Source organism: Aeromonas sp. MaB10011B (assembly GCF_017939325.1).
In the GTDB taxonomy this organism is placed as follows: domain Bacteria; phylum Pseudomonadota; class Gammaproteobacteria; order Enterobacterales; family Aeromonadaceae; genus Aeromonas; species Aeromonas caviae.
Genome location: NZ_JAGKRK010000002.1, coordinates 181,568 through 205,776 on the forward strand (window position 1 = coordinate 181,568; position 24,209 = coordinate 205,776).

Consider the following 24,209-nt stretch of genomic DNA (forward strand, 5'->3'; position numbering starts at 1 on the left):
TCATGCAAGCGACTGCTTCTGCAGCGCAATGATGTCGGCGATGCCGCCCTTGGCGAGGGCCAGCATGGCCAGCAGCTCCTCGTGGGTGAAGGGTTCGGCCTCCGCGGTGCCCTGCACCTCGATGATGCGGCCATCTTCGGTCATCACCACGTTCATGTCGGTCTCGGCGGCGGAGTCTTCGATGTACTCCAGATCGCAGATTGCCTCCCCTTCGAACATGCCGACGGAGACGGCCGCGATCATCTGCTTGAGCGGGCTCTGTTTGATCAGCCCCTTCTCCACCATCCAGTTCAGCGCATCCACCAGCGCCACGCAGGCACCGGTGATGGCGGCGGTACGGGTACCGCCGTCGGCTTGCAACACGTCGCAGTCAACGGTAATGGTGTGCTCGCCCAGGGCACTCAAGTCTACCGCCGCGCGCAGGGAGCGAGCGATCAGACGGGAGATCTCCAGGGTGCGGCCGCTCTGCTTGCCGGAGGCCGCTTCGCGGTTCATCCGGGAGTGGGTGGAGCGCGGCAGCATGCCGTACTCGGCAGTGACCCACCCCTGCCCCTTGCCTTTGAGGAAGCGCGGCACGCTGGTGTCGACGCTGGCGGTGCAGAGCACGCGGGTGTGGCCGAATTCCACCAGCACGGACCCTTCAGCATGCTTGGTGAAGTGGCGGGTGATGGTTACCGGACGCACCTGGGCGGCGCTGCGATCGCTGGGACGGGACATGGGACTGACCTCTGGGCTGGCTGAATTGGCGCAGGAGTATAAGCGATCGCTACTCAAATATCAGCCGCTAAAACCACCTCGTCGGCTGACGGAGCAGGCCTGGCTGAGTATACTGGCCGCACACTTCATCAAGCCCGGAACAATCAATGATTCACAGCATGACCGCCTACGCCCGCAAGGAACTCAAGGGCGACTGGGGCACAGCCGTTTGGGAAATTCGTTCGGTCAACCAGCGCTATCTGGAGACCTACATTCGCCTGCCGGAACAACTGCGCAGCCTGGAGCCGGTTCTGCGTGAGCGCTTCCGCGCCAAGCTGCAGCGCGGCAAGGTAGAGTGCAACCTGCGCTTCGAGGCCGCCCAGGCCGCCGCCAGCCAGCTGCACATCAATGAAGAGCTGGCCAAACTCATCATCGAGAGCGCCAACTGGGTGATGAAAGAGGCGGGCCAGGGCCAGCTCAATCCGGTCGACGTGCTGCGCTGGCCGGGCGTGATGGCTGCCGCCGAGCAGGACATGGATGCGGTCGCCACCGAGCTGCTCGGCGGGTTTGACCAGACCATGGAAGATTTCCTCGCCTCCCGCGCCAGCGAAGGGGCCAACCTCAAGTCGCTGATCGAACAGCGCCTGGCCGGTATTCAGGTAGAAGTGAAGAAGGTGCGCGTGCACCTGCCGCAGATCATCGAGTGGCAGCGCCAGAAGCTCACCGACCGGCTGGCCGAAGCCAAAGTCGAGCTGGATCCGGCTCGCATCGAGCAGGAGATCGTGCTGCTGGCCCAGAAGATCGACGTGGCCGAAGAGCTGGATCGCCTGGAGATGCACATCAGCGAAACCAACAAGATCATGAAGAAGGGTGGCGCCTGCGGCCGTCGCCTCGACTTCATGATGCAGGAGTTCAACCGCGAGTCGAACACGCTGGGCTCCAAGTCGATCAACGCCGAGGTGACCCAGTCCGCCGTCGAGTTGAAGGTCCTCATCGAGCAGATGCGCGAGCAGATCCAAAACATCGAGTGATCTCCCTCATCGATGCACCAGCCCCCGCCACCCGGGGGCTTTCTTATGCTCGTTTCCCGCAGCGCTCAGCCGCCTGACTGATGGCAACCCCGAGCAAAGGGAGCCCGACATGTACCATCACGCAAAGAGGGTCTGCCATGCAGACCCTCTCGCTTTTCCGAACCACTTAGGTTTGTCGCCCGTTCAGGCTAGACCGGTGACTTCAGCCTTCGGCTGCGCAGCAGAAGGGGGAGCTGGTAAAGCACCAAGGCCCCCAGCACCAGGCCGGCGCCGGCCAGCTTGGCGGGGCCCAGCGGTTCGTCATAGAAGAGGGTGCTTAAGATCAGGGTCCAGACCGGTTCGAGCAGCATCAGCAGGGCGGCATGGGCCGTGGTCATCCGGCTCAGGGCGTGGGTGAGCAGCCAGTAGCGCAAGGTGGTGGCGATCAGCACGCTGGCCGCAAACCAGCCCCAGATGCCAGTGCCGATGCTGGCGGGCCACTGCTCGGTCAGCAGGGAGAGCAGGGTGCCGAGCAGCCCGGTCACCGCCAGCTGGATGCAGGTGAGCCAGGTAGGGGGGATGGACTGGGCGAAGTGACGGTGCACCGCGAGCTGGACCCCCAGGGTGGCGGCCGCCGCCAGAAACCAGAACAGGGAGAGCGACACCCCCCAGTGGGTGCTGCTGGAGAGCAGCAGCAGACCGGCCACGGCGACGGGCAGGGTGAGCCAGTAGTGGCGGCCGGGTCTGGCCTTGAAGGCGGCCCAGGCGGCGAGCGGCGCCATCAGGGTGGCCACGCTCATGATGAAGGCGCCGCTGCCCAGGGCATCGCTCTGGCTGATGGCGGTGACCCAGAACAACAGGCTGGCCCCGAGCAGGGTGCCGCAGCCGGCGGCGCGCAGCAGTTGTGAGCCACTGGGGGGCGGCTCCCGCAGCCAGGCGAGCGGCAAGAGCAGCAGGGCGGCCAGCAGGAAGCGGCTGCCGATAAAGGCGGCGGTGGGCAGCTCGCGAATCGCCTCTTTCGAGAAGAGCCAGCCGGCGGCGGCCAGCAGGGTGACCAGTATCATCAACAGCAGGGGAGCGCGGTTCATCGGGGCATCACAGGGTCAGGGGCAAAGGACAGAGCATAAAGGAAAGGGACGCGTATTGTCTCCCGGGGTTTGGCAGACGCGCTGGCGGGGCGGCCACGAGACCGCCCCGCCTCAGTCGTCACTTTCCAGGCAGGCGAGGCAATGGGACAGGGTGCGTGCCAGCGCCCCCTGATTGCGCAGCACCACGGCGCGGGCCTGCTCCCCCATCTCGCGGCGGGCAGCGGCATCGCCGAGCAGGGTGCTCACCCGGTGGCCGAGCGCCGCGGCATCCGCCACCACGGCGGCGCCCCCCTGGGCCACCAGCTGGCGGGTGATGTCGCTGAAGTTGAAATAGACGGGGCCGGTCAGGCAGGGTTTGCCCAGCGCCGCCGGTTCCAGCAGGTTGTGACCGCCCACGGGCACCAGGCTGCCACCGACAAAGGCGAGATCCGCCGCCGCCAGCATCAGCGGCAGCTCGCCCATGGTGTCGCCCAGATAGATCTTGTCGCTCTCGCCGACCGCACTGCCCGCCGTGCGCCGTGCGCAACCGTAGGGGGCGCACAGCTCGGCCACCCGATCGAAACGCTCGGGATGGCGCGGCACCAGGATCAGCAGGGCGGAGGGATGGGCCTTGATCACCAGTTCGAAGGCGGCCAGCACCTGCTCGTCTTCCCCCTGGTGGGTGCTGGCGGCGATCCAGACAGGTCTGGCCTCCCCCAACTGCTGGCGCAGGGCACGGCCCCTGGCCTGCACCTCGTCGCCGAACTGGATGTCGAACTTGATGGAACCGGTCACCGCCAACCGGTTGCGCGCTATGCCCAGCCGATGGAAGCGATCCGCGTCGTCCTGATGCTGGCACAGCAGGTGGGTCAGCGGGCGGCTCAGGGCATCGAAGGCGCCCTGGAAGCGGCCATAACGCCGGCAAGATCGCTCCGAGAGGCGGGCATTGAGGATGGTCACCGGCAGGTGGCGCGCCTCGCAGGCCGCCAGCCAGTTCGGCCACAGCTCGGTCTCCATCACCCAGAGAGCGCGGGGCTTGACGGTGCTCAGAAACGCCGAGACGGCCCAGGGGTAGTCGAGCGGCGCATAGCGGTGCACCACCAGATCCCCGAGCTTGGCCGCCTGCTCGGCGCCGGTGCGGGTGGTGGTGGTGAGCAGGATGGGCAGCTCGGGGCGCTCGGCCTTGAGGGCGTGGATGAAGGGGGTGATGGCCAGGGTCTCCCCCACGCTCACCGCATGGATCCAGAGGGGGGCCTCCTGTCCGGTCGGTGACAATCGTCCCAGATGCTCGGCCCAGCGCTTGCCGAAGCCGGGCTTGCCTTTCTTGGGCTTGTAGAGCGCCAGCAGTGCCAGGGGCAACCCCAGGTGGATCAGCAGGTTGTAGAGCAGCCGGTAGATCATGTTATCGGCCTTCGCCCCCGTCGGCGGCCTGAGCCACCGGCTCCAGCGCGATCACCCGATCCTCCGGCTCGCTCCGCTCCAGTCGCTTGCCAGCCTCGATGACCTGCTCCGGCATCAGCTCGATCAGACACTTGAGGTGGCCGAACTTGCAGGTGCGCTTGAAGCAGGGGCGGCACTCGATGTCGGTGTGGACGATCTCGACCCTGTCCGCCAGCGGTGGGGTGTAGAGCGGCGAGGTGGAGCCATAGACCCCAATCAGCGGCCGGTTGAGGGCGGCCGCCACGTGCATCAGGCCCGAGTCGTTGGCGATGACCCGACCGGCCAGGGCCATCAGATCGATCGCCTCGTGCAGGCTGGTCTTGCCCGCCAGCACGTGGCAGTTGGGGCGTGACAGGGGGTTGATCCGATCGCGGATGGTGTTGGCCACGTCCACGTCCTTGCCCGAACCGAAGATCCACACCTGCCAGCCCTCGTCGAGGTGCTTCTGGGCCACCACGGCGTAGTGCCCTTCCGGCCAACGTTTGGCCGGGCCGAACTCGGCCCCCGGACAGAGCACCAGCACGGGGCGAGCACGATTCAGGCCGAGCCGCTCCAGCGCCTTGCCCTGGTTGATGAGATCCACGTGCAGGGAGGGATGGGGAATAGCGGGAATGTCGTCCCGACTCTTCATCTGCCCCTTGGGGTAGGCCAGAGCCACATAGCCTTCCACCATCAGCGGGAAGGCCTGCTTGTTGCTGCGCATGTCGTTGAGCAGACCGAAGCGGTGCTCCCCCTTCCAGCCGGTGCGCACCGGGATCCTGGCAAACCAGGGGATGAGGGCCGACTTCATGGAGTTGGGCTGGATGATGGCCTGATCGTACTGCTCGGCGGCCAACTGCTTGCCAAGGCGGCGGCGTGCCCCCAGCTTGAAGTCACCGTGGCCAAGCGGCATGGGGATGGCCTTGTCCACCTCGGGCATGCGCTCCAGCAGCGCCACGCACCAGGCCGGCGCCATCACATGGAGCTCGCTGCCCGGGTGGTTGCTCTTGAGCGCCTTGTAGAGGCTCTGGGACATCACCATGTCGCCGACCCAGGAGGGGCCGATCACCAATATCTTCATCGCGCGTCTTCTCTCGGGACTGGCCCGGCTGTTGATCATTACTGGGCGAGATTATGCCCCAAGAAAGGCCGAAGAAATAACAGAAGATACCCGTCTGCTCCCGCAAAACGCCTACCTGGCAGGATCTGCTCCCCCACGCATCCCTCCTGAGGCCCTCTTCGACCCGGACACGGCGTGCCCTGGGCCACCGACTGCCGGGTAGCAGAGATCCCCCTTCCCCCGCATTCAAAAGCGGGCCCACCGGGCCCTCGGGTCATGCCCCGCGCGGGGTTTTAGGCTAGAATGGGCGCCAATCCGAGCATGACCCGCCCGCCGGGCACTAACAAGAGTCCCTTGCCTGTGAAAAAACCGACCCTGGCGGCCGTCCTGATCGTCAAGAACGAAGCCGACAACCTCCGTGCCTGCCTCGCCTCCCTCGGCGATCTGGTGGACGAAATCGTCATCCTGGACTCCGGCAGTCAGGATGAGACCCCCGCCATCGCCGCCGAATTTGGCGCCCGCTTCTTCGTCAACACCACCTGGCCCGGTTTCGGCCGCCAGCGCCGCCTCGCCCAGTCCCATGTCCAGTCGGAGTGGGTGCTGTGGCTGGACGCGGACGAGCGGCTCACCCCGGAACTCAGGGAAGCCATCCAGGGGGTCATGGCCAACCCGGCCAGCGACACCATCTACTCCATCCCGCGCCTCTCCTGGGTGTTCGGTCGCTTCATCCGCCACAGCGGCTGGTACCCGGATCGGGTGCTGCGCCTCTACCCCAAGGCGCTGACCGGCTACAACGAGGCGCTGGTACACGAGAAGGTGGAGGTGCGCGCCAACATGAAGATCGTCAACCTGCAGGGCGACCTCCTCCACTACACCTACCGGGATCTGGAACACTACCTGGTCAAATCCGCCGGCTATGCCCGCGCATGGGCCGATCAGCGTACCGCCCGCGGCAAGGAGGGATCCCTCGGTCAGGGACTGGTCCACGCCGTCGGCTGCTTCCTCAAGATGTACCTGCTCAAGGCCGGTTTCCTCGACGGCAAGCAGGGCCTGCTGCTGGCCATCCTCTCCGCCCACTCCACCTTCGTCAAATACGCCGATCTCTGGGTTCGCCAGCAGCCCCAGCAGCCGAAATAGGGCATCGCGCCTCAAACATCCCATTAATCACTCACCCCTTGTTCCAGCGGGACAAGGGGCAAACCCCATGGCCATGGAGCGGGCGCAGCCCTCGCGGGGCCGCTCACGGCGCAAACCCGGGCGCCACGGACGAAAACTGGCCGCTATAAGCCGAATGCATGGATATTGGCAACATGACCCGACTCCGGCTTATACCGACAGGTTTCCCCTGCCCGGGGCCCGGGCAGGCCCGTCAAAGGGGCTGATGGGGGCCACGCCCGGTAGGCCGGTCTGCCAGCAGGGCGCATCCCCATACAGACAGGGCCCCGCGGGGCCCTGTCTGTATGTTCTGTGTGCGCTCTCAGCGTTCGGCGCGCCAGAAGGACGGCGCCCAGCGGGCGATCTCTGCCGCCATGGCCTTGGGATCGAGCTGGCTCATATCCTCCGGGTGGTCGCTGTCTTCCGGCGGGCTGAAGGGCAGATGGCGCCCCTCGCCGTTGAGCGGCCGCCAGCGCAGCGGCGTCGCCGAACGGTGTGCCGGGAAGAAACCGACGGTCGGCACGTCCATGGCCGCGGCGATGTGCAGGGGCCCCGTGCTGCCCGCCACGAACAGGGCGGCGTTGGCCATCACCTGGCAGAACTTTGGCAGCCCCTCGTCGGAGCGATAGATCCAGCCGTTGCCCCCATGGGCCAGCAGTTCGGCCGCCAACTGCTCCGCCTTCCCCTCCTCCCCCGGCCCTGCCGTCAGCACGCACTGCAACTCGGGACAGGCCTGGTTGAGCTTGATGATGAGGCGCGAGTACTGCTCGATGGAGAGGTTGTTGGCCGAGCCACCGCTGCCCGCATGCACCATCAGCCAGGGGCGGCTGGCGTCGAGCCTGAGACGGGCGGCGACCTGCTCGCGCACCTGCAGCAGGCTCTCGGGGTCGAAGCCGAGGTAGGGGCCCTGTGGCTCTACCACGGTCTGATGCTGATCGGCGAGGAAGCGGCGCACCAGATCCAGGTTGTATTCGTACTCCGGCTTCTGGGAGCGGGAGCGGCGCTGCACCAGGCGCTGGTTGTAGAGCACCTGGGCCAGCTTGGTGGCTGGTGCCAGCCGGTAGGGAATGTGCGCCTTCCACACCAGCTTGGCATTGCGGGTGTTGGAGAAGAGGCAGATGGAGGCATCGAAGGCGGCCGCCTTGAGGCGCGCCAGCAGGGCGCGTTGCTGCTCCTTGTCGGCCCGGGCACCCGGATCCAGGATGATCTCGTCGATCCATGGGCAGAGGCGGGCCAAGGGCGCCGTGTAGGCGGGAACCAGGGCAGTCACATGACACTCCATGGAGCGCTTGAGCATGGCAAAGCTCGGCCACGCCAGCATGAAGTCACCAATCTTGTCATTGCGGACTACCAGAATACGTTTCATAAAAAATCCCTATGCTCCCTGTCACCAGCGAAGGAGGCTTGATGCGCGATGCGGGTATTCTTGCCTGATGCAGGGCGATTCTCAAGCGAAGACGCCACGGGGCTCCGATTTGTGCGACCCCGGCCGCCGATCAGCGCCAGAAATCCGCGCCATCCCGGTCGCGACAAATCGGCAACAGCCCCTATAATGCGACCAGTTTTCCGGTTTCAGGAATCAGCAGCATGACCAACAAGGTAATCTATCCCGGCACCTTCGACCCCATCACCAACGGCCATACCGATCTCATTGGCCGCGCCGCCAGACTGTTCGACGAGGTGGTGGTCGGGGTGGCCAACAGCCCGAGCAAACGGCCGCTGTTCGATCTCGAGGAGCGCGTTCAGCTGGCCCGGCAGGTGACGGCTCACCTGCCCAACGTCAAGGTGGTGGGCTTCTCCGGCCTGCTGGTGGATTTTGCCAGGGAGCAGCAGGCCAACGTGCTGATCCGCGGCCTGCGCGCCGTCTCCGACTTCGAATACGAGTTCCAGCTCGCCAACATGAACCGTCGCCTGATGCCCACCCTGGAGAGCGTCTTCCTCACCCCGGCGGAGGAGAACTCCTTCATCTCCTCCACCCTGGTGAAGGAGGTGGCGCTGCACGGAGGTGACATCCACCAGTTCGTCGACCCCCTGGTGGCTCAGGCCATTGCCGCCAAGCAGCAGCGCTAATCCCCTCCCCTGATGGGCAGAAACGAACAAGGGCTACCCGCGGGTAGCCCTGGTTGCATCAAGGCACTGCACGCCTAGCTGCGGGCAAACTGCTGGCGGATCGCCCGCTCCAGCTGATCGAGCCACTCGTAGCGACGCCGGTACATGGCCCGCTTCTTGGCGGCGATCTCCTCCAGCGGCTTGCGCACCACGGGTTGAAGCCGCACGAAGTTGGCGTCCTGATCGAGGGCGCCAAACTCCTGCCACAGCTCGTCGTAGTCCGCCTGCAGGCAGGCTTTCTTCTTCTTGCTGTACCGTCTTGCCTGGAAGATGTGGGCCTTCATGCGCACCGCACAGACCCGGTGGGCCCCCATGGCCCCGGCCAGCGCCATCACCAGCATCACCACCAGTGACTTGGGTCTCAGACCCTGACCCGCCCGGGTCAATGCCCGCACCTGCTCCTGGGGCTGCTCGACACAGGGCTCCGGCCCCTGCACCGACCCGATCACCAGGGCCAGCTCCTGTTCGTTGCCCGCCAGGGAGAAGGCACAGCTGTAGAGTCGCTCCCCCCGCGCGTTGACGATGGAGAGCGCCAGCTCCGCCTCCCTGCGGAAGGTGCCGTCGTGACGCAGCACGATGCGCCAGCCGCCATCGGGATAATGGCCCAGCACTATCCCCTCCCCCAGATAGAGCGGGTCGATGAGCTCGGGGTACAGGCCCAGCAGCAGGCGGTAGTGATCCTCCACCATCTTGACCCGCTGGTTCACCGTCGAGCAGGCGAAGCGATAGGGGCGCATCGGCTTGTCGAGCAGCTCGGGGTGGCGGGCGGGAAGCGCCCGCAGGGGGTGGCGGGCGGGAAGCGCCCGCAGGGGGGCGCTCTGGAACAGCTCGAACACCCGGTTCAACTGCGCACGGTAGAGCAGACTGCGCAGCAAAAACTTGCCGCGATTGAAAGTCTTGCGGGCGCTGTCTTCGGGATAGAGGAAGCGGGCCATATCGTGGGCACAATAGTGCCCCTGCCGGGATAAATGTTCCCAGTCTATTGATTTAGCTGTCATTTTATTACCTCGCAGCCTGAACTGGCGAGATAGTAGTCATGGGCTGACGCAGCTTCAACAGACCGGAAATACTCTCTTACAACTTGGCCGATCCCGGCTCAAAAATCCCACTTTCAGCGTTGGCAGTGGGAGCAGAACACCGTGGTTCGCTGGCCCATCTTCACCTCGGTGAGCAGGGTGTGGCAGTGGAAACAGGGCTGGCCGCCACGGCCGTAAACCTGCAGCTGCTGCACGAAATAGCCCGGCTTGCCGTCGGCGCTGGTGAAATCCTTGAGGGTGGTGCCCCCCTGGCGAATGGCTTCGGCCAGCACCCGCTTGATCTCGCTCACCAGGGTGCCCAGCCGCTCGGCGCTGATGTTGCCCGCCGCCCGCCTGGGATGAATGCCGGCGGCATAGAGCGCCTCATTGGCGTAGATGTTGCCCACCCCGACCACCACGTGGTTGTCCATCAGGAACTGCTTGATGGCGGTGCTGCGCCCCTTCGCCCGCTCCCGCAGGTAATCGGCATGGAAGGCATCGGTGAGGGGTTCCGGCCCCAGCTTGGCGAGCAGGGCATGGGCCTCGGCCGGTTCGCGGGTCCACAGCAGGGCGCCAAAACGGCGCGGATCGTTGAGCCGCAGCAGCTTGCCGTTGGCCAGCTCGATATCCACGTGATCGTGCTTCTCGGCCGGGGTGCCGATGTCCAGCACCCGCAGGCTGCCGGACATCCCGAGATGCAGGATGGCGGTGCCGAAGTCGGTCTCCAGCAACAGGTATTTGGCGCGGCGGCTGACGCGGTGGATGACGAGATCCACCAGCTCCTGGATCTCGCCGGGCACGGGCCAGCGCAGGCGGCCGTCCCGCACCACCACGCGGGTCACCTTGATGCCGGTAAGCCAGGGGGAGATGCCCTGGCGGCTGACTTCGACTTCCGGTAATTCAGGCATGGGCGATCTCTCGTTCAGGGAATGGGACGCATCAGGTCACGGTATTGCGCCTGACTCAAGCTGAGCCAGGTCGAGGAGGGCAGCAGGGCGGCAAACTTGCCGTCGTCCTGATAGAGCCCGACTTCCACCGGATCGCTCTGTCCGGCGATCCAGATCTTGAGGGTCACCGGGGTGCCGCGCACGGGCTCGCCGGGGGGCAGCAGCCAGCCTTGCCACGCCTCGATGCGGGCCGCCAGCTGGGTGCTGCCAAGCCCCAGATCCGGCGCGCTGCGCCAGCCCTGGCCGATACGCTCTATCTGCCAGCTCGGCCCCTGCCAGGTCAGCACCACGGCACTCTCCGGCAACAGCGGACGCGCGCGTTTGGCACTGTTCTCCTGCTGGGCCTGCTCCAGCCGGTGCAACAGGGTAATGACGATCAACACGACCACGATGATCACGTTGTTCCAGCCTTTGCGGCTCAGTTTGAACATGGCTAGCCTCCCTTCGAATCGGCAGTGTACTGAATTCCAGCCATAAAAAAACCCGGCACGAGGCCGGGTTTTTGCAGCGAAACCAAGTAATTACTTGATTTTGCCTTCTTTGTACATCACATGCTGACGAATCACGGGATCAAATTTCTTGATCTCCATTTTTTCGGGCATGGTGCGCTTGTTCTTGGTAGTGGTATAGAAGTGACCAGTACCGGCGCTGGAGTTCAGGCGAATCTTATCGCGAATACCTTTAGCCATGATCTAATTCCTTATACCTTAACGCCGCTGGCACGCAGTTCAGCCAGAACCACTTCAACGCCGCGCTTGTCGATGATACGCATGCCTTTTGCGGATACGCGCAGGCTCACGAAGCGTTTTTCACTCTCAACCCAGAAACGGTGAGTGTGCAGGTTCGGCAGGAAACGACGCTTGGTAGCGTTGTTAGCGTGCGAACGGTTGTTACCAACTGCCGGGCGCTTGCCGGTTACTTGGCATACTCTAGACATGTCAGTCTCTCCAAATCTTACTTCATTGCTCGAGCAAATATCTGCCCCGCTGGCCTTCGATTGCGGGGCAAACAGAAGGCGGCATTTTATACAGCATCCGTGATCAAAGATCAACTAATACAGTGCCAGAGCCCAGTCACAACCAACCACGCTCTGCGAAAGAAACCGTGATGCCATCACCGATCACCAGGTGATCAAGCACTCTGATATCGACCAGGGCCAGGGCGGCCAGGATCCGATCCGTGATCTGGCGGTCCGCCCGACTGGGCTCGGCCACGCCGGACGGGTGATTATGCGCCAGAATCACGGCGGCTGCATTATGTTTGAGCGCGATCTGCACGATTTCTCTGGGCCAGACGCTCGCCGAGTCGAGGGTGCCGTAAAAAAGTTCGACAAACCGGATGACCCTATGCTGGTTGTCGAGCAGCAGCAGGGCGAACACCTCCCGCCCCCGATCCCGCAACTGGGCTTGCAGAAAGTCACGGGTAAGCCCGGGCGAGGTGAGCGCCTCTCCCCGTTGCAACTGTTCGGCCAGATGGCGCCGCCCCATCTCCAGCACCGCCTGCAACTGGGCATACTTGGCAGGTCCCAGCCCGTGAGCGCCACAAAAATCCTGCTGCTCGGCTCCCAGCAGTGCCCGCAGGGAACCAAACTGCTGCAACAACTGGCGAGAGAGATCCACCGCACTCAACCCACTGACCCCGGTGCGCAAGAAGATGGCCAGCAGTTCGGCATCGGAGAGCGTCGCCGCCCCTCGGCGCAGCAGCTTTTCCCTCGGGCGCTCCTCTTCCGGCCACTCCTTGATGCTCATTTGTCTCTCCCTCATGGCTATTGAGAGAAAACATAGCAAAGAATCCCGCGAGCCCGACCACAACTCCCCCATGTCAGCCTCTGTCGCCACCCATTGCCTGTGCTATCTTAGCCGACCAGTCAGAGTGAGCCGGAAGAGAAGCAGCAGATGAGATTGGCCGATAAACGCATCCTGTTGGGTGTCAGTGGCGGGATCGCCGCCTACAAGAGTGCCGAACTGGTACGTCGCCTGAAAGATCAGGGGGCCGAGGTGCGAGTGGTGATGACCCGCTCCGCCAAGGAGTTCATCACCCCGCTGACCCTGCAAGCCGTCTCAGGCCACCCGGTGGCCGACAGTCTGCTGGACCCGGCTGCCGAGGCGGGCATGGGCCACATCGAGCTGGCCAAATGGGCCGATCTGGTGCTGATCGCCCCCGCCAGCGCCAATCTGATGGCCCGCATGGCCGCCGGCATGGCGGACGAGCTGCTCACCACCCTCTGCCTGGCCACCCCGGCGACTGTCGCCCTGGCGCCAGCCATGAACCAGCAGATGTATCGCAACGCCGCTACCCAGGCCAACCTTCAGACCCTAGCCGAGCGCGGTATTCAGCTGTGGGGGCCGGATTCCGGCAGCCAGGCCTGCGGCGACGTGGGCCCGGGCCGGATGCTGGATCCCCTGGAACTGGTGGAACGCTGCTGCCAGCAGCTCGCCGCCGAACCGCTCCTGGCAGGCGTCAGGCTGCTGCTCACCGCCGGGCCGACCCGCGAGGCGCTCGATCCGGTGCGCTATATCAGCAACCACAGCTCCGGCAAGATGGGCTACGCCATCGCCCGCGCCGCGCGCGAAGCGGGCGCGGAGGTGACCCTGGTGAGCGGCCCGGTGGCACTGACCACCCCGGCCGGCGTTACCCGCATCGATGTGGAGAGTGCCCTGCAGATGCACGAAGCGGTGATGAGCCGGGTCGATGAGTGCGACCTCTTTATCGGCTGCGCTGCCGTCGCCGACTACCGTCCCGCCCAGGTGGCCGAGCAAAAGATCAAGAAGACCGGCGACAACGACCAGATGCAGCTGACCCTGGTCAAAAACCCCGACATCATCGCCGATGTGGGGACGTTGTCAGACAAACCCTTCACCGTCGGATTTGCCGCCGAAACCGTGGATGTGGAACAATACGCCCTCGACAAACTTCGACGTAAGCGGCTGGACATGATCGCAGCCAACGATGTGTCCCGTGCAGGCCAGGGCTTCAATGCCGATGACAACGCCCTGACCGTCTTCTGGCAAGGGGGTCAAGCCGCCCTGCCCCTGGCCGATAAGCTGACGCTCGCCCGTCATCTTGTCGCCCTGATTGCACGCCATTATCGACCCTGAGCCCATTGAACATGCCGGGAGCCCCAGGCTCCTGCAGTACCACCCGATCGCCAGGCGATCCAATTGAAAAAGATTCATGACGACACAAATTGAACTGAAAATCCTGGATGCCCGCATCGGCACCGACTTCCCGCTGCCCGCTTACGCCACACCGGGCTCCGCTGGCATGGACTTGCGCGCCCTGCTGGATGCCCCGCTGACCCTGGCCCCGGGCGACACCACTCTGGTGCCGACCGGGCTGGCCATTCACATCCAGGATCCGGGTCTGTGCGCCACCATCCTGCCCCGCTCCGGCCTCGGCCATAAGCACGGCATCGTGCTGGGCAACCTGGTCGGCCTCATCGACTCCGACTACCAGGGTCAGTTGATGGTCTCGGTCTGGAACCGTGGCAACGACAGCTTCACCATGCAGCCTGGCGAGCGCATCGCCCAGCTGGTGATCCTGCCGGTGGTACAGGCCAGCTTCCAGTTGGTCGACGAATTCAATCAGAGTGAACGGGGTGAAGGCGGGTTTGGTTCTTCTGGTCGCCAATAACAAGACCACACGGCCCCCTGGGGCACGTGCCAAATAATAGAATCAAGCCATTGTTTTTTTAGGGGAATCCATGGCAAGCAGTAACCAGAAACAGAGTCGGCGCGATCAGATCCTGCAGGCACTCGCCCACATGCTGGAAACCAGCCCGGGCCAGCGCATCACCACGGCACGCCTCGCGGCCGAGGTGGGCGTGTCCGAGGCGGCCCTCTACCGGCATTTTCCCAGCAAGGCGAGGATGTTCGAGGGGCTGATCGACTTTATCGAGGATTCCCTGCTGTCACGGGTCAACCTGATCATGGCCGAAGAGAAGGACACCATGGCCCGCTGCCATCACATACTGCAGCTGCTGCTGGTGTTTGCCGAGCGCAACCCCGGCATCACCCGCATTCTCAATGGCGATGCCCTGCTGGGCGAACACGATCGGCTGCGGGATCGCATCAGCATCCTGTTCGACAAGCTGGAGACCCAGATCAAGCAGGTACTGCGCGAGAAACGGCTGCGGGAAGGCCAGGGCTTCCAGCTCGACGAGACCATGCTGGCCAACCTGCTGCTGGCCTATACCGAGGGCCGCATCAGCCAGTTCGTCCGCTCGGAGTTCAAAATCAAGCCCACCGCCGGGTTTGAAGATCAGTGGCAGTTTATCCGCAGCCAGCTGCTGCAAAGCTGAGCCAGCAGACCCATCAACCAATGCACGTCTGCTCCGAGCTCACAATCAACCCCACCGCCGGGTTTGAAGATCAGTGGCAGTTCATCCGCAACCAGCAGCTGCAAAGCTGAGTGCGCACATGCCGAGCGTCCCTGCGCCAGCAGGGTTGTGACAAAACGGGAGGCCTTGGCCTCCCTTGCTTTTTATGGCACAAAAGAAGAGACAAGCACCAGATGCGACCCAGCTTGTCGCGCTCAAGTGTTAGATTCATCTGCCATAAATCTTCACACCAACAGGACATCCTATGGAACCCGAGATCATTACCGAAGCACAGACCTGGCTGACCAACAACCAGGGACTGATCATCGAGTATGCGGTCAACATCGCCGCCGCCCTGATCACCCTGCTGGTCGGTTACATTGCCGCCAACCTTCTCAGCGGTGGCGTGGTCAAGGTGATGCAGACCCGCAAGCTGGACACCACCGTCACCCACTTCGTCGGCAGCATCCTCAAATACACCATCCTGGTGTTCGTGGTGATCGCCGCCCTGGGCCGGGTCGGGGTGCAGACCGCCTCCTTCGTCGCCATTATCGGTGCCGCCGGTCTGGCCATCGGTCTGGCGCTGCAGGGCTCTCTCTCCAACTTTGCCGCCGGTTTCCTGCTCATCATCTTCCGCCCCATCAAGGCTGGGGAATTCATCGAGGTGGCAGGCACCAATGGCGTTGTGCAATCGGTCCAGCTCTTCACCACCACCCTCACCTCGGGTGACAACAAGATGGTGGTAGTGCCAAACTCCGCCATCCTCAACGGCACCATCGTCAACTACTCGCGTATGGATACCCGCCGCGTCGACATGACATTCGGCATCGGCTACGGCTCCGACCTGCGCAAGGCCAAACAGATCCTGGAGCGGCTGGTGAGCGAAGAGCCCCGCATCCTGAAGGAGCAGGCCGCCACCATTGCCGTCGCCGCGCTGGCCGACTCCTCGGTCAATATCGTGGTGCGCCCCTGGGTCAAGACCGGTGATTACTGGGGTGTCTGGTTCGACTTCCACGAGAAGGTGAAGCTCACCTTCGACGCCGAGGGCATCGAGATCCCCTTCCCCCAGCGTGTGGTTCACATGCAGAAGACGGCGGATTGATCCTCGGTGTGCGTTCTCCAGTGCCAGCCTTCGGGCTGGCACTGTCGTTTCTGTCTTCTGTGACATGAAAAAACCGGCCACAGGCCGGTCTTGCGCACCAGGTCGCACCGCGTTCTCACCCCAGCCGGCGTGCAACCCGGTTGAGCAGGGGCTGCATCAGCACATAACCCCCCAGCACGGCTCCGATCACCGCCAGTACGCGGATCTCCAGCGTCGGCGCCGCATTGGCCAGCGTCAGGGTCAGCAAACCGATGAGGCCGGTGGCGATCAAGCTCAGGGCAAACAGGGATAACAGGGCTTTCATCTCGATCTCCTCATTCCACACCATTGATTCCATACCTTGGCCATCCCTGGGAGATCTCGTCCATTCGGCTCATATGATAGCCAGCGTCTGTTGCCCACCATTTGCGCCTGCTCAAAAAACCGTCCGATGAGCGTCTGTTGAATACCCTTTGATCTGTCACGCCAGCTTTCCAGAGCCACGGCCGCGCTCCCCTTGAAATGAAAGCCTTTTCAACCCGAACAAGCATGCGCGAACGCAAGATCCCGGGGTACTGAGTGACTCATAATCGCACTGTTTTGGTTGTACACTCCCTCGTTGCAGACAATTGGTAATGCTCTGTTACACGGGGCGCACGGAGTGCCCGGTATAATGCTCGCATAATAAGGTTTGGCGGGAGCCTTGCCTGCAAGGTTCAAACACAACTTGGAAGACTGATAATCCTATGAAAAATATCAATCCAACCCGGACCCAGGCCTGGCAGGCACTGGAAGCCCATTTTGCAGCCAACAAGGAGATGCGTCTCAAGGATCTGTTCGCACAGGATCCCCAGCGTTTTGACAAGTTCTCCCTCACCTTCGGTGGCGACATCCTAGTCGACTACTCCAAGAACCTGATCACCGAAGAGACCCTCAAGCTGCTGGTGAACCTGGCTGGCGAGACCGATCTGCGCAGCGCCATCGACGCCATGTTCAACGGCGACAAGATCAACATGACCGAAGGGCGCGCCGTACTGCACACCGCCCTGCGCAACCGCTCCGACCGTCCCATCGAGGTTGACGGCAAGGACGTGATGCCGGAAGTGAACGCCGTACTGGCCAAGATGAAGGGCTTCTGCGAGAAGGTCATCGGTGGCGAGTGGAAGGGCTATACCGGCAAGGCCATCCAGCACGTGGTCAACATCGGCATTGGTGGCTCCGATCTGGGCCCCGTCATGATCACCGAGGCCCTGCGCCCCTACAAGAATCACCTGGAGATGCACTTCGTCTCCAACGTCGACGGCACCCACATCGCCGAGACGCTCAAGAAGATCGATCCGGAAACCACCCTGTTCCTGGTGGCCTCAAAGACCTTCACCACCCAAGAGACCATGACCAACGCCCTGACCGCCCGCGACTGGTTCCTCGGTCATGCCGGTGACAAGGCCCACGTTGCCAAGCACTTCGCCGCCCTCTCGACCAACGGCAAGGCCGTGGCCGAGTTCGGCATCGACACCGACAACATGTTCGAGTTCTGGGACTGGGTCGGCGGCCGCTACTCCTCCTGGTCCGCCATCGGCATGCCCATCGCCCTCTCCCTCGGCTTCGAGCACTTCGAGGCCCTGCTGCAAGGCGCCTTCGAGATGGACATGCACTTCGCCACTGCCGCCTATGAACAGAACGTGCCCGTACTGCTGGCCCTGATCGGCCTGTGGTACAACAACTTCCATGGTGCCGAGTCCGAAGCTATCCTGCCGTACGATCAGTACATGCATCGCTTCCCTGCCTACTTCCAGCAAGGCAACATGGAGTCCAACGGCAAGTACGTGGACCGCGACGGCAATCCGGTGGACTACCAGACCGGCCCCATCATCTGGGGTGAGCCGGGTACCAACGGCCAGCACGCCTTCTACCAGTTGATCCATCAGGGCACCAAGCTGATCCCCTGCGACTTCCTGGCGCCGGCCATCAGCCATAACCCCATCGGTGACCACCATCCGAAGCTCCTGGCCAACTTCTTCGCCCAGACCGAGGCTCTGGCCTTCGGCAAGAGCAAGGAAGCGGTGGAGGCCGAGTTCCTGGCCGCCGGCAAGACCCTGGAGCAGGTCAAGGATCTGGTGCCGTTCAAGGTGTTCGAAGGCAACCGCCCGACCAACTCCATCCTGTTCAAGCAGCTGACCCCGAAAACCCTCGGCTCCCTGATCGCCATGTACGAGCACAAGATCTTCGTACAGGGCGCAATCTGGAACATCTTCTCCTTCGACCAGTGGGGTGTGGAGCTGGGCAAACAGCTGGCCAACAAGATCCTGCCGGAGCTGGGCACAGATGAGGCCGTCACCAGCCACGACGGCTCCACCAACGGCCTGATCAACACCTGGAAAGCCTGGAAGGCCTGATTGCTCCCGCCCTCCAGAATGCAAAAGCCCCGCTCGATGAGCGGGGCTTTTTTATAGGCTTCAATCTGTCTGTTTGCATCATCCGGACGACAGGCCAGGTGTCTAAGCCAGCCAGTAACGGGGATCGTCATCCCCGCCCCTTCCGATGCCGCTCAGCGAAGGCTTAACCGCCGACGGCAATACGCTTCATGTCCTTCATGTAACCACGCAGGGTCTGGCCGATCTTCTCGATCGGGTGGTTGCGGGTCGCTTCGTTGGCAGCCAGCAAGGCCAGGTTGTCCACCGCCTTGCTCTCGGCACGGGCACTGCCCAGGTCCCCTGCTTGCAGGGTCGGCATGAAGTGCTCGCGCAACAGCGGCACGGCGGCGTTGGCGAACAGGTAGTTGCCGTACTCCGCGGTATCGGAGATGACCACGTTCATCTCGTACAGACGCTTGCGAGCGACGGTGTTGGCGATCAGCGGCAGCTCGTGCAGGGATTCGTAGTAGGCAGACTCCTCATAGATGCCGGAGGCCACCATGGTCTCGAACGCCAGCTCCACACCCGCCTTGACCATGGCCACCATGACCACGCCATTGTCGAAGTACTCCTGCTCGGCGATCTTGCCGGCATAGGCAGGGGCATTCTCGAAGGCGGACTTGCCGGTCTCTTCGCGCCAGCCGAACAGCTTGGCATCGTCTTCGGCCCAGTCAGCCATCATGCCGCGGGAGAACTCGCCGGCGATGATGTCATCCATGTGCTTCTCGAACAGCGGACGCATCAGGGTGCGCAGTTGCTCGGAGAGCTCGAAGGCACGCAGCTTGGCCGGGTTAGAGAGACGGTCCATCATCAAGCTGATGCCGCCCTGCTTCAGGGCCTCGGTGATGGTCTCCCAGCCGAACTGGATCAGCTTGCCGGCATAGGCCGGGTCGGTGCCCTCGGCAACCAGCTTGTCGTAGCAGAGCAGGGAACCGGCCTGCAGCATGCCGCACAGAATGGTCTGCTCGCCCATCAGGTCGGATTTCACTTCCGCGACGAAGGAAGATTCCAGCACGCCGGCACGGTCGCCACCGGTAGCAGAGGCCCACGCCTTGGCGATGGCCATGCCCTCACCCTGGGGATCATTCTCCGGGTGGACGGCGATCAGGGTCGGTACGCCGAAGCCGCGCTTGTACTCTTCACGCACTTCGGTGCCCGGGCATTTGGGTGCAACCATCACGACGGTGATGTCGGAGCGGATCTGCTGACCCTCTTCCACCACGTTGAAACCGTGGGAGTAACCCAGAGCGGCGCCCTGCTTCATCAGCGGCATCACGGTTTTGACGACGTCGGAGTGCTGCTTGTCCGGAGTCAGGTTCAGCACCAGATCGGCGGTCGGGATCAGCTCTTCATAGGTGCCGACCACGAAGCCGTTGTCGGTGGCCTTCTGCCAGGAGGCGCGCTTCTCGGTGATGGCGGCCTTGCGCAGGGCGTAGGAGATGTCCAGCCCGGAGTCGCGCATGTTCAGACCCTGGTTCAGGCCCTGGGCGCCACAGCCCACAATCACCACCTTCTTGCCCTTCAGCACGTTGCAGCCGTCCGCGAACTCTTCGCGCTGCATGAAACGACACTTGCCCAGTTGGGCCAACTGCTGACGCAGGTTCAAGGTGTTGAAATAGTTAGCCATGGTGATTGCTCCGTTCGATTGATTCCATGCCGGATAGCGGCGTTGTCGAAACCACTATAGCGCGGGACACTTATTGCCTGAACTGATATATTCGAAACAGTACGTTGCAGGAATTGAAATGTGATTTCCCGCAATCTCCCGCCGTCGAGCCATCGTGCTACAGGGCGCCTGACAACGCCGCAGGAATAAAAAGATGGACCTTCGCAATCTCGAACTGTTTCTCCACCTCGCCGACTCCCTCCACTTCGGCAAAAGCGCCGATGCCATGGCGGTCAGCCCCTCCACCCTGAGCCGCGCCATCCAGCGACTGGAACAGGAGACCGGCTGCGTGCTGTTCGAGCGGGACAACCGCTCGGTGCGGCTCACCCCTGCTGGTGACAAGCTGCGGGAGTTTGGCGGTGCCTTGCTGCAGGAGTGGCGCCAACTCAAACAGGAGCTCAAGCGCAGCGACGAGCCGCTGCAAGGGCGGCTGCGGGTGTTCTGCTCGGTCACCGCCAGCTACTTTCTGCTGCCCGAGGTACTGGAACGCTTTCGTCGCCGTTATCCCCAGCTGGAGATCAAGCTGGAGACCGGCGACCCGGCACTGGCAGTGGACAAGATCCTGGCTGACGAAGCCGATCTCGCCATCGCAGCGAGGCCGGATGCGCTCTCGTCCAAGCTGGAATTCGCCAGCCTGCAACAAGTCCCTCTGGTGTTCATCGCCCCCCGCAATGCCCCCCAGCAGGGTCAGTGGTTCCCCCAGGGCGAACCTGACTGGGAGCGCCTGCCGCTGATCCTCTCCGAACAGGGGCTGGCCCGAAAGCGCTGTGATCAATGGTTTCGCAACAAGGGGATAGCTCCCAACATCTATGCAGAAGTGGCGGGCAACGAGGGCATCGTCGCCATGGTGGCCCTCGGCTTCGGTGTGGGTGTCGTGCCTGCCGCCGTCATCGATCACAGCCCCATGGGGGACAAGGTGCGTGTGGTCGAGCCCAAACCGGCGCTCAAGGCGTTCGACGTCGGCATCGCCGTGCTCAAGAAGCGGCTGGAAGAGCCGCTGATCCGCGCCTTCTGGGACACTGCACGCGGCCAGGGAGGCCTTCGCTGATCCGGCAGGCGTCAGAGCCACAGTGAGTGTCAAATGTATCAGTATGAAAGTGGGGGAGAAGAGGGGACACTGGCCGGCACCATCCAGCCACCATCAAGGAATAGAGCGTGAGCCAGCATCTTGTCGAAATCCGCAGTGCCATCCTGTTCGCAGAATATCTGCAAAGCCTCGGGGTCCAGCGCCATGAACTCGATCGGGAGCAGGAGATCTATCTCCAGGACAGGCACCTCGCCACGGTGCAATGCATTCAGGGGGAGCTGCGCTTTTATCTGCGCGCCAGCGCACTGGCCAGATCGTGATCCGCAATCGGTCACAGAACCCGCACGCAAAGCGTATTAGACTGGCACCATCCGTCCCCCTCGACCCGGGGGCCACCACGAGGAGTGCCCATGAAACAAAGCGGCCTGGATCGGCTCTTCAAACCTCACTCGATCGCCGTCATCGGCGCCTCCTGTGATCCGCAGAAGGCAGGCCATGTGGTCATCCGGCACCTGCTGGCGGGTCAGTTCCAGGGCCCCATACTACCCGTAGCCCCCCGCAGCCAGGCCGTCGCTGGCGTGCTCGCCTATCCGGACATAGAGAGCCTTCCCCTCTCCCCCGATCTCGCCATCGTCTGTACCCGGCGCGAACGGGTACTGCCGCTCATCGAGGAGCTCGGCAAGAAAGGAACCGGAGCCGCCATCATACTGGCCGCCCAGTTCTCCACTGACGAGCGCCTGCGGCTCAAGCATCTGTGCCAGCAATACGGCATCCGGCTGCTCGGCCCCAACAGCATGGGCATGCTGCTCCCCGGGCAGGGTATCAACGCCAGCTTTTCCCCCATTGCAGCGACTCCGGGACAGGTGGCGTTTCTCTCCCAGTCGGCAGCGGTCAGCACCACCATCCTGGATTGGGCCAAGCAGCGCGAAATCGGCTTCTCGGCCTTCATCTCCCTGGGCGATCATTGCGACATCGACTTTGGCCAACTGCTGGATCAGCTCTCCCGGGACGGGACGACCCGCGCCATCCTGATCTACATGGACAAGCTGCACGATGCTAGGCACTTTCTCTCCGCCGCCCGTGCCGCCTCGCGCAACAAACCCATCCTGATCCTCAAGAGCGGTCGGCACGACCCGGCCAACGGTCTCGACAATGTCTATGATGCCGCCATCCGCCGGGCTGGCATGCTGCGCGTCCGGGATACCCACGAACTGTTTGCCACTGTCGAGACCCTGAGCCACTCCCTGACCCTCAAGGGGGAGCGGCTCGCCATCCTCTCCAATGGGCGCGGCCTCGCCAACATGGCCGCAGACGTACTGCTGTCTCGGGGAGGCAAGCTGGCGATGCCGCCCCTCGACATCGGCAGCGATGCCGATATCGAGGCCTACAAGAGTGCACTCGAGACGCTGCTGCAAGGGGACAGTGCCGATGCCATCCTGCTGATCCATGCACCGTCCCTCACCGCCCGAGGTGTCACCCTCGCCAGCAGCCTGATCGACTTCATCAAGCAGCATCCCAGGGCCAGACGATTCAACATCCTGACCAACTGGGCAGGCGAATACTCCGCCCAGGAGGGGAGACGCCTGTTCAACGAGGCGGGCATACCGACCTATCGCACCCCGGAAAGCGCCGTCACGGCCTTCATGCACATGGTGGAATATCGCCGCAACCAGAAACAGTTGATGGAAACACCGGCCTCCCTGCAGGGCGACAGGCTCGATGTCGAGCGCTGCCAGCAGCTCCTTGGGCAAGCGCTGGACCGCCAGCAGCGGGTGCTGGACACCCACCTGGCCCATCCCATCTTGCAGGCAGCCGGGCTATCCACCCTCGCGACCTGGATCGTCTCCGATGCCATCGAAGCCGCACTGACTGCAGAACAGATTGGCTACCCCGTAGCGGTGAAGCTGCGATCTCCCGACATCGCCCACAAATCCGATGTACACGGTGTCATGCTGAACCTGCGCACCTCGGCGGAAGTCGCCCAGGCGGCAGATGCCATTCTGGACAGGGTACGTCAGCACGATCCTGGCGCCCGCATAGAAGGGCTGCTGGTACAACGCATGGCACGCCGCAGCGGGGGTCTGGAGCTACGGATCCGCATGCAGCAAGATCCGGTCTTCGGCCCCGTCATCCTGCTCGGGGAATCCGGCGCCGAGCCCCGCGAGATGGTCGCGGCCCTTCCTCCCCTCAACCAGGCACTGGCTCGCTACCAGATCATTGGTGCCCTCAAGGATGGCAAGATCCGCGAGCAGGCCAGTCCGGTACGGCTCAATATCGACGCCCTCGGCCAGGTGCTGTGCCAGCTCTCCGAGCTGCTGCTGGCCTTCCCCGAGATACAAGAACTGGATCTGCACCCGCTGCAGGCCTGTGGCGAAGAGATGGTGATCCTGGATGCCCGGCTCGTCCTGGCAGAGCGAGGACAGCAAGTGCTGCCACTGGCCATTCGCCCCTATCCCACCGAGCTGGAAGAGGGTGCCTGGCTGAAAGATCAGAGTCATGTGCTGCTGCGCCCCATTCGCCCCGAAGACGAGCCGGCCCACAAGCAGTTCGTGCGGCAGGTGTCTGATGAAGACAGGTACAAACGTTTCTTCGCCGACGTGGGGGAGCTGGGGCATGAGGAGCTGGCCCGCATGACCCAGATCGATTATGACCGGGAAATGGCCTTCGTCGCCGTGGGTCAGGACGGCCCTTTTAGCCAGCAGATCCTGGGAGTGGTGCGAGCCATTGCCAGCCCGGATCAATCGGATGCGGAGTTTGCCATCCTGGTCCGCTCAGACTTGAAAGGGCTCGGACTCGGCAAGTTGATGATGGAAAAGATCGTGCGCTACGCCAGAGAGCGTGGCATAGGCCAGCTCTCTGGCATGACCATGCCCAGCAATCGCGGCATGATCAATCTGGCCAAACGGCTCGGTTTCAAGATCGATATTCAGCTGGAAGATGGGATAGTCAATATGGAGCTGCCCTGTGCTGATCAGGTTGTATAACGATACAATTGTGGTGGTAAATCAACCAGATATGGATGGATAACGTGAATTTCAGGCAATAAAAAACCCCGCTCGAGTGAGCGGGGTTTCTTGTATTGGGTGCCTGGCAGTGTCCTACTCTCGCATGGCGAATGCCACACTACCATCGGCGCTACAGCGTTTCACTTCTGAGTTCGGCATGGGGTCAGGTGGTTCCACTGCGCTATTGCCGCCAGGCAAAATCTTCAATCTGAGAAAGCT

General features: G+C 63.0%; 24 protein-coding genes and 1 rRNA gene. 11 read left to right on the forward strand and 14 right to left on the reverse strand.

What is annotated here, in order from left to right:
• Positions 1–717 (reverse strand): ribonuclease PH, encoded by a 717-nt coding sequence (gene rph, locus J9893_RS01605; protein ID WP_010676103.1) that lies wholly within the window; start codon positions 715–717, stop codon positions 1–3.
• A 146-nt stretch (positions 718–863) separates the two neighbouring features.
• Here rph and J9893_RS01610 point away from each other — a divergent pair, with 146 nt between their 5' ends.
• Entirely contained in the window at positions 864–1,727 is an 864-nt protein-coding gene (locus J9893_RS01610) for a YicC/YloC family endoribonuclease (RefSeq protein WP_143236898.1), read from the forward strand.
• A gap of 188 nt (positions 1,728–1,915) precedes the next feature.
• Here J9893_RS01610 and J9893_RS01615 read toward each other — a convergent pair whose 3' ends face one another.
• From J9893_RS01615 to waaF, 3 genes are all read right to left on the reverse strand, one after another.
• Entirely contained in the window at positions 1,916–2,794 is an 879-nt protein-coding gene (locus J9893_RS01615; RefSeq protein WP_049636086.1) for a DMT family transporter, read from the reverse strand.
• A gap of 111 nt (positions 2,795–2,905) precedes the next feature.
• A complete protein-coding gene (waaA, locus tag J9893_RS01620) occupies positions 2,906–4,174 on the reverse strand; it encodes a lipid IV(A) 3-deoxy-D-manno-octulosonic acid transferase (RefSeq protein ID WP_143236897.1) in 1,269 nt (422 codons plus the stop codon).
• A gap of 1 nt (position 4,175) precedes the next feature.
• Positions 4,176–5,273, reverse strand: coding sequence for a lipopolysaccharide heptosyltransferase II (waaF, locus tag J9893_RS01625; RefSeq protein WP_143236896.1), 1,098 nt, complete (start codon positions 5,271–5,273; stop codon positions 4,176–4,178).
• 339 nt (positions 5,274–5,612) lie between these two features.
• Between waaF and J9893_RS01630 the strand changes: the two genes are divergently transcribed.
• Entirely contained in the window at positions 5,613–6,389 is a 777-nt protein-coding gene (locus J9893_RS01630; RefSeq protein WP_143236895.1) for a glycosyltransferase family 2 protein, read from the forward strand.
• A gap of 340 nt (positions 6,390–6,729) precedes the next feature.
• On the opposite strand, the gene J9893_RS01635 is transcribed toward J9893_RS01630, so the two are convergent.
• Positions 6,730–7,773 (reverse strand): glycosyltransferase family 9 protein, encoded by a 1,044-nt coding sequence (locus J9893_RS01635; protein ID WP_143236894.1) that lies wholly within the window; start codon positions 7,771–7,773, stop codon positions 6,730–6,732.
• A gap of 221 nt (positions 7,774–7,994) precedes the next feature.
• Here J9893_RS01635 and coaD point away from each other — a divergent pair, with 221 nt between their 5' ends.
• Positions 7,995–8,477: a pantetheine-phosphate adenylyltransferase gene (gene coaD / locus J9893_RS01640; RefSeq protein WP_043153322.1), complete on the forward strand. Its 483-nt coding sequence runs from the start codon at positions 7,995–7,997 to the stop codon at positions 8,475–8,477.
• A 74-nt stretch (positions 8,478–8,551) separates the two neighbouring features.
• Here coaD and J9893_RS01645 read toward each other — a convergent pair whose 3' ends face one another.
• The 6 genes from J9893_RS01645 to radC all read right to left on the reverse strand — a co-directional run bounded on the left by J9893_RS01645 (position 8,552) and on the right by radC (position 12,227).
• Positions 8,552–9,451: a VirK/YbjX family protein gene (locus tag J9893_RS01645; RefSeq protein ID WP_210600546.1), complete on the reverse strand. Its 900-nt coding sequence runs from the start codon at positions 9,449–9,451 to the stop codon at positions 8,552–8,554.
• A 176-nt stretch (positions 9,452–9,627) separates the two neighbouring features.
• Positions 9,628–10,440: a bifunctional DNA-formamidopyrimidine glycosylase/DNA-(apurinic or apyrimidinic site) lyase gene (mutM, locus tag J9893_RS01650; protein ID WP_010676112.1), complete on the reverse strand. Its 813-nt coding sequence runs from the start codon at positions 10,438–10,440 to the stop codon at positions 9,628–9,630.
• Between the two features lie 14 nt (positions 10,441–10,454).
• Positions 10,455–10,910 carry a hypothetical protein gene (locus J9893_RS01655; RefSeq protein WP_041212007.1) on the reverse strand — a complete coding sequence of 152 codons (456 nt, stop codon included), beginning with the start codon at positions 10,908–10,910 and terminating at the stop codon, positions 10,455–10,457.
• A gap of 90 nt (positions 10,911–11,000) precedes the next feature.
• Positions 11,001–11,168 carry a 50S ribosomal protein L33 gene (gene rpmG, locus J9893_RS01660; protein ID WP_210600494.1) on the reverse strand — a complete coding sequence of 56 codons (168 nt, stop codon included), beginning with the start codon at positions 11,166–11,168 and terminating at the stop codon, positions 11,001–11,003.
• An 11-nt stretch (positions 11,169–11,179) separates the two neighbouring features.
• Positions 11,180–11,416 carry a 50S ribosomal protein L28 gene (gene rpmB / locus J9893_RS01665; RefSeq protein ID WP_005307492.1) on the reverse strand — a complete coding sequence of 79 codons (237 nt, stop codon included), beginning with the start codon at positions 11,414–11,416 and terminating at the stop codon, positions 11,180–11,182.
• Positions 11,417–11,552: 136 nt separating this feature from the next.
• Positions 11,553–12,227, reverse strand: a complete 675-nt coding sequence (gene radC, locus J9893_RS01670; RefSeq protein ID WP_039040991.1) for a DNA repair protein RadC — start codon at positions 12,225–12,227, stop codon at positions 11,553–11,555.
• A 147-nt stretch (positions 12,228–12,374) separates the two neighbouring features.
• Here radC and coaBC point away from each other — a divergent pair, with 147 nt between their 5' ends.
• From coaBC to J9893_RS01690, 4 genes are all read left to right on the forward strand, one after another.
• On the forward strand, positions 12,375–13,577 hold the full coding sequence (coaBC, locus tag J9893_RS01675) for a bifunctional phosphopantothenoylcysteine decarboxylase/phosphopantothenate--cysteine ligase CoaBC (RefSeq protein WP_210600492.1): 1,203 nt from the start codon (positions 12,375–12,377) through the stop codon (positions 13,575–13,577).
• 76 nt (positions 13,578–13,653) lie between these two features.
• Positions 13,654–14,112: a dUTP diphosphatase gene (gene dut / locus J9893_RS01680; protein ID WP_010676116.1), complete on the forward strand. Its 459-nt coding sequence runs from the start codon at positions 13,654–13,656 to the stop codon at positions 14,110–14,112.
• 70 nt (positions 14,113–14,182) lie between these two features.
• Complete coding sequence (gene slmA, locus J9893_RS01685; protein ID WP_010676117.1) at positions 14,183–14,779, forward strand: nucleoid occlusion factor SlmA; 597 nt, start codon at positions 14,183–14,185, stop codon at positions 14,777–14,779.
• A 283-nt stretch (positions 14,780–15,062) separates the two neighbouring features.
• Positions 15,063–15,899, forward strand: a complete 837-nt coding sequence (locus J9893_RS01690; protein WP_042864726.1) for a mechanosensitive ion channel domain-containing protein — start codon at positions 15,063–15,065, stop codon at positions 15,897–15,899.
• A gap of 115 nt (positions 15,900–16,014) precedes the next feature.
• Here J9893_RS01690 and J9893_RS01695 read toward each other — a convergent pair whose 3' ends face one another.
• Positions 16,015–16,203 (reverse strand): hypothetical protein, encoded by a 189-nt coding sequence (locus J9893_RS01695; protein ID WP_029314882.1) that lies wholly within the window; start codon positions 16,201–16,203, stop codon positions 16,015–16,017.
• Between the two features lie 421 nt (positions 16,204–16,624).
• Here J9893_RS01695 and pgi point away from each other — a divergent pair, with 421 nt between their 5' ends.
• Positions 16,625–18,274: a glucose-6-phosphate isomerase gene (pgi, locus tag J9893_RS01700; protein WP_069784586.1), complete on the forward strand. Its 1,650-nt coding sequence runs from the start codon at positions 16,625–16,627 to the stop codon at positions 18,272–18,274.
• Positions 18,275–18,437: 163 nt separating this feature from the next.
• Here pgi and ilvC read toward each other — a convergent pair whose 3' ends face one another.
• Positions 18,438–19,919, reverse strand: coding sequence for a ketol-acid reductoisomerase (gene ilvC, locus J9893_RS01705; RefSeq protein ID WP_039041087.1), 1,482 nt, complete (start codon positions 19,917–19,919; stop codon positions 18,438–18,440).
• A 193-nt stretch (positions 19,920–20,112) separates the two neighbouring features.
• Between ilvC and ilvY the strand changes: the two genes are divergently transcribed.
• The 3 genes from ilvY to J9893_RS01720 all read left to right on the forward strand — a co-directional run bounded on the left by ilvY (position 20,113) and on the right by J9893_RS01720 (position 23,969).
• A complete protein-coding gene (ilvY, locus tag J9893_RS01710; protein WP_010676123.1) occupies positions 20,113–21,006 on the forward strand; it encodes an HTH-type transcriptional activator IlvY in 894 nt (297 codons plus the stop codon).
• Positions 21,007–21,113: 107 nt separating this feature from the next.
• The gene (locus tag J9893_RS01715; protein ID WP_010676124.1) at positions 21,114–21,305 is read left to right on the forward strand and encodes a hypothetical protein; all 192 of its coding nucleotides are present in this window, start codon (positions 21,114–21,116) and stop codon (positions 21,303–21,305) included.
• Between the two features lie 90 nt (positions 21,306–21,395).
• Positions 21,396–23,969 (forward strand): bifunctional acetate--CoA ligase family protein/GNAT family N-acetyltransferase, encoded by a 2,574-nt coding sequence (locus J9893_RS01720; RefSeq protein ID WP_143236892.1) that lies wholly within the window; start codon positions 21,396–21,398, stop codon positions 23,967–23,969.
• Between the two features lie 101 nt (positions 23,970–24,070).
• Here J9893_RS01720 and rrf read toward each other — a convergent pair.
• Positions 24,071–24,185 (reverse strand): 5S ribosomal RNA (gene rrf, locus J9893_RS01725).
• Between the last annotated feature and the right edge of the window lie 24 nt (positions 24,186–24,209).

What these genes read in the sequence shown, in the direction of transcription:
- rph (WP_010676103.1), bottom strand. Translation starts at nt 717, where the DNA reads ATGTCCCGTCCCAGCGATCGCAGCGCCGCCCAGGTGCGTCCGGTAACC.
- J9893_RS01610 (WP_143236898.1), top strand. Translation starts at nt 864, where the DNA reads ATGATTCACAGCATGACCGCCTACGCCCGCAAGGAACTCAAGGGCGAC.
- J9893_RS01615 (WP_049636086.1), bottom strand. Translation starts at nt 2,794, where the DNA reads ATGAACCGCGCTCCCCTGCTGTTGATGATACTGGTCACCCTGCTGGCC.
- waaA (WP_143236897.1), bottom strand. Translation starts at nt 4,174, where the DNA reads ATGATCTACCGGCTGCTCTACAACCTGCTGATCCACCTGGGGTTGCCC.
- waaF (WP_143236896.1), bottom strand. Translation starts at nt 5,273, where the DNA reads ATGAAGATATTGGTGATCGGCCCCTCCTGGGTCGGCGACATGGTGATG.
- J9893_RS01635 (WP_143236894.1), bottom strand. Translation starts at nt 7,773, where the DNA reads ATGAAACGTATTCTGGTAGTCCGCAATGACAAGATTGGTGACTTCATG.
- coaD (WP_043153322.1), top strand. Translation starts at nt 7,995, where the DNA reads ATGACCAACAAGGTAATCTATCCCGGCACCTTCGACCCCATCACCAAC.
- J9893_RS01645 (WP_210600546.1), bottom strand. Translation starts at nt 9,451, where the DNA reads ATGGCCCGCTTCCTCTATCCCGAAGACAGCGCCCGCAAGACTTTCAAT.
- mutM (WP_010676112.1), bottom strand. Translation starts at nt 10,440, where the DNA reads ATGCCTGAATTACCGGAAGTCGAAGTCAGCCGCCAGGGCATCTCCCCC.
- J9893_RS01655 (WP_041212007.1), bottom strand. Translation starts at nt 10,910, where the DNA reads ATGTTCAAACTGAGCCGCAAAGGCTGGAACAACGTGATCATCGTGGTC.
- rpmG (WP_210600494.1), bottom strand. Translation starts at nt 11,168, where the DNA reads ATGGCTAAAGGTATTCGCGATAAGATTCGCCTGAACTCCAGCGCCGGT.
- rpmB (WP_005307492.1), bottom strand. Translation starts at nt 11,416, where the DNA reads ATGTCTAGAGTATGCCAAGTAACCGGCAAGCGCCCGGCAGTTGGTAAC.
- radC (WP_039040991.1), bottom strand. Translation starts at nt 12,227, where the DNA reads ATGAGCATCAAGGAGTGGCCGGAAGAGGAGCGCCCGAGGGAAAAGCTG.
- coaBC (WP_210600492.1), top strand. Translation starts at nt 12,375, where the DNA reads ATGAGATTGGCCGATAAACGCATCCTGTTGGGTGTCAGTGGCGGGATC.
- dut (WP_010676116.1), top strand. Translation starts at nt 13,654, where the DNA reads ATGACGACACAAATTGAACTGAAAATCCTGGATGCCCGCATCGGCACC.
- slmA (WP_010676117.1), top strand. Translation starts at nt 14,183, where the DNA reads ATGGCAAGCAGTAACCAGAAACAGAGTCGGCGCGATCAGATCCTGCAG.
- J9893_RS01690 (WP_042864726.1), top strand. Translation starts at nt 15,063, where the DNA reads ATGGAACCCGAGATCATTACCGAAGCACAGACCTGGCTGACCAACAAC.
- J9893_RS01695 (WP_029314882.1), bottom strand. Translation starts at nt 16,203, where the DNA reads ATGAAAGCCCTGTTATCCCTGTTTGCCCTGAGCTTGATCGCCACCGGC.
- pgi (WP_069784586.1), top strand. Translation starts at nt 16,625, where the DNA reads ATGAAAAATATCAATCCAACCCGGACCCAGGCCTGGCAGGCACTGGAA.
- ilvC (WP_039041087.1), bottom strand. Translation starts at nt 19,919, where the DNA reads ATGGCTAACTATTTCAACACCTTGAACCTGCGTCAGCAGTTGGCCCAA.
- ilvY (WP_010676123.1), top strand. Translation starts at nt 20,113, where the DNA reads ATGGACCTTCGCAATCTCGAACTGTTTCTCCACCTCGCCGACTCCCTC.
- J9893_RS01720 (WP_143236892.1), top strand. Translation starts at nt 21,396, where the DNA reads ATGAAACAAAGCGGCCTGGATCGGCTCTTCAAACCTCACTCGATCGCC.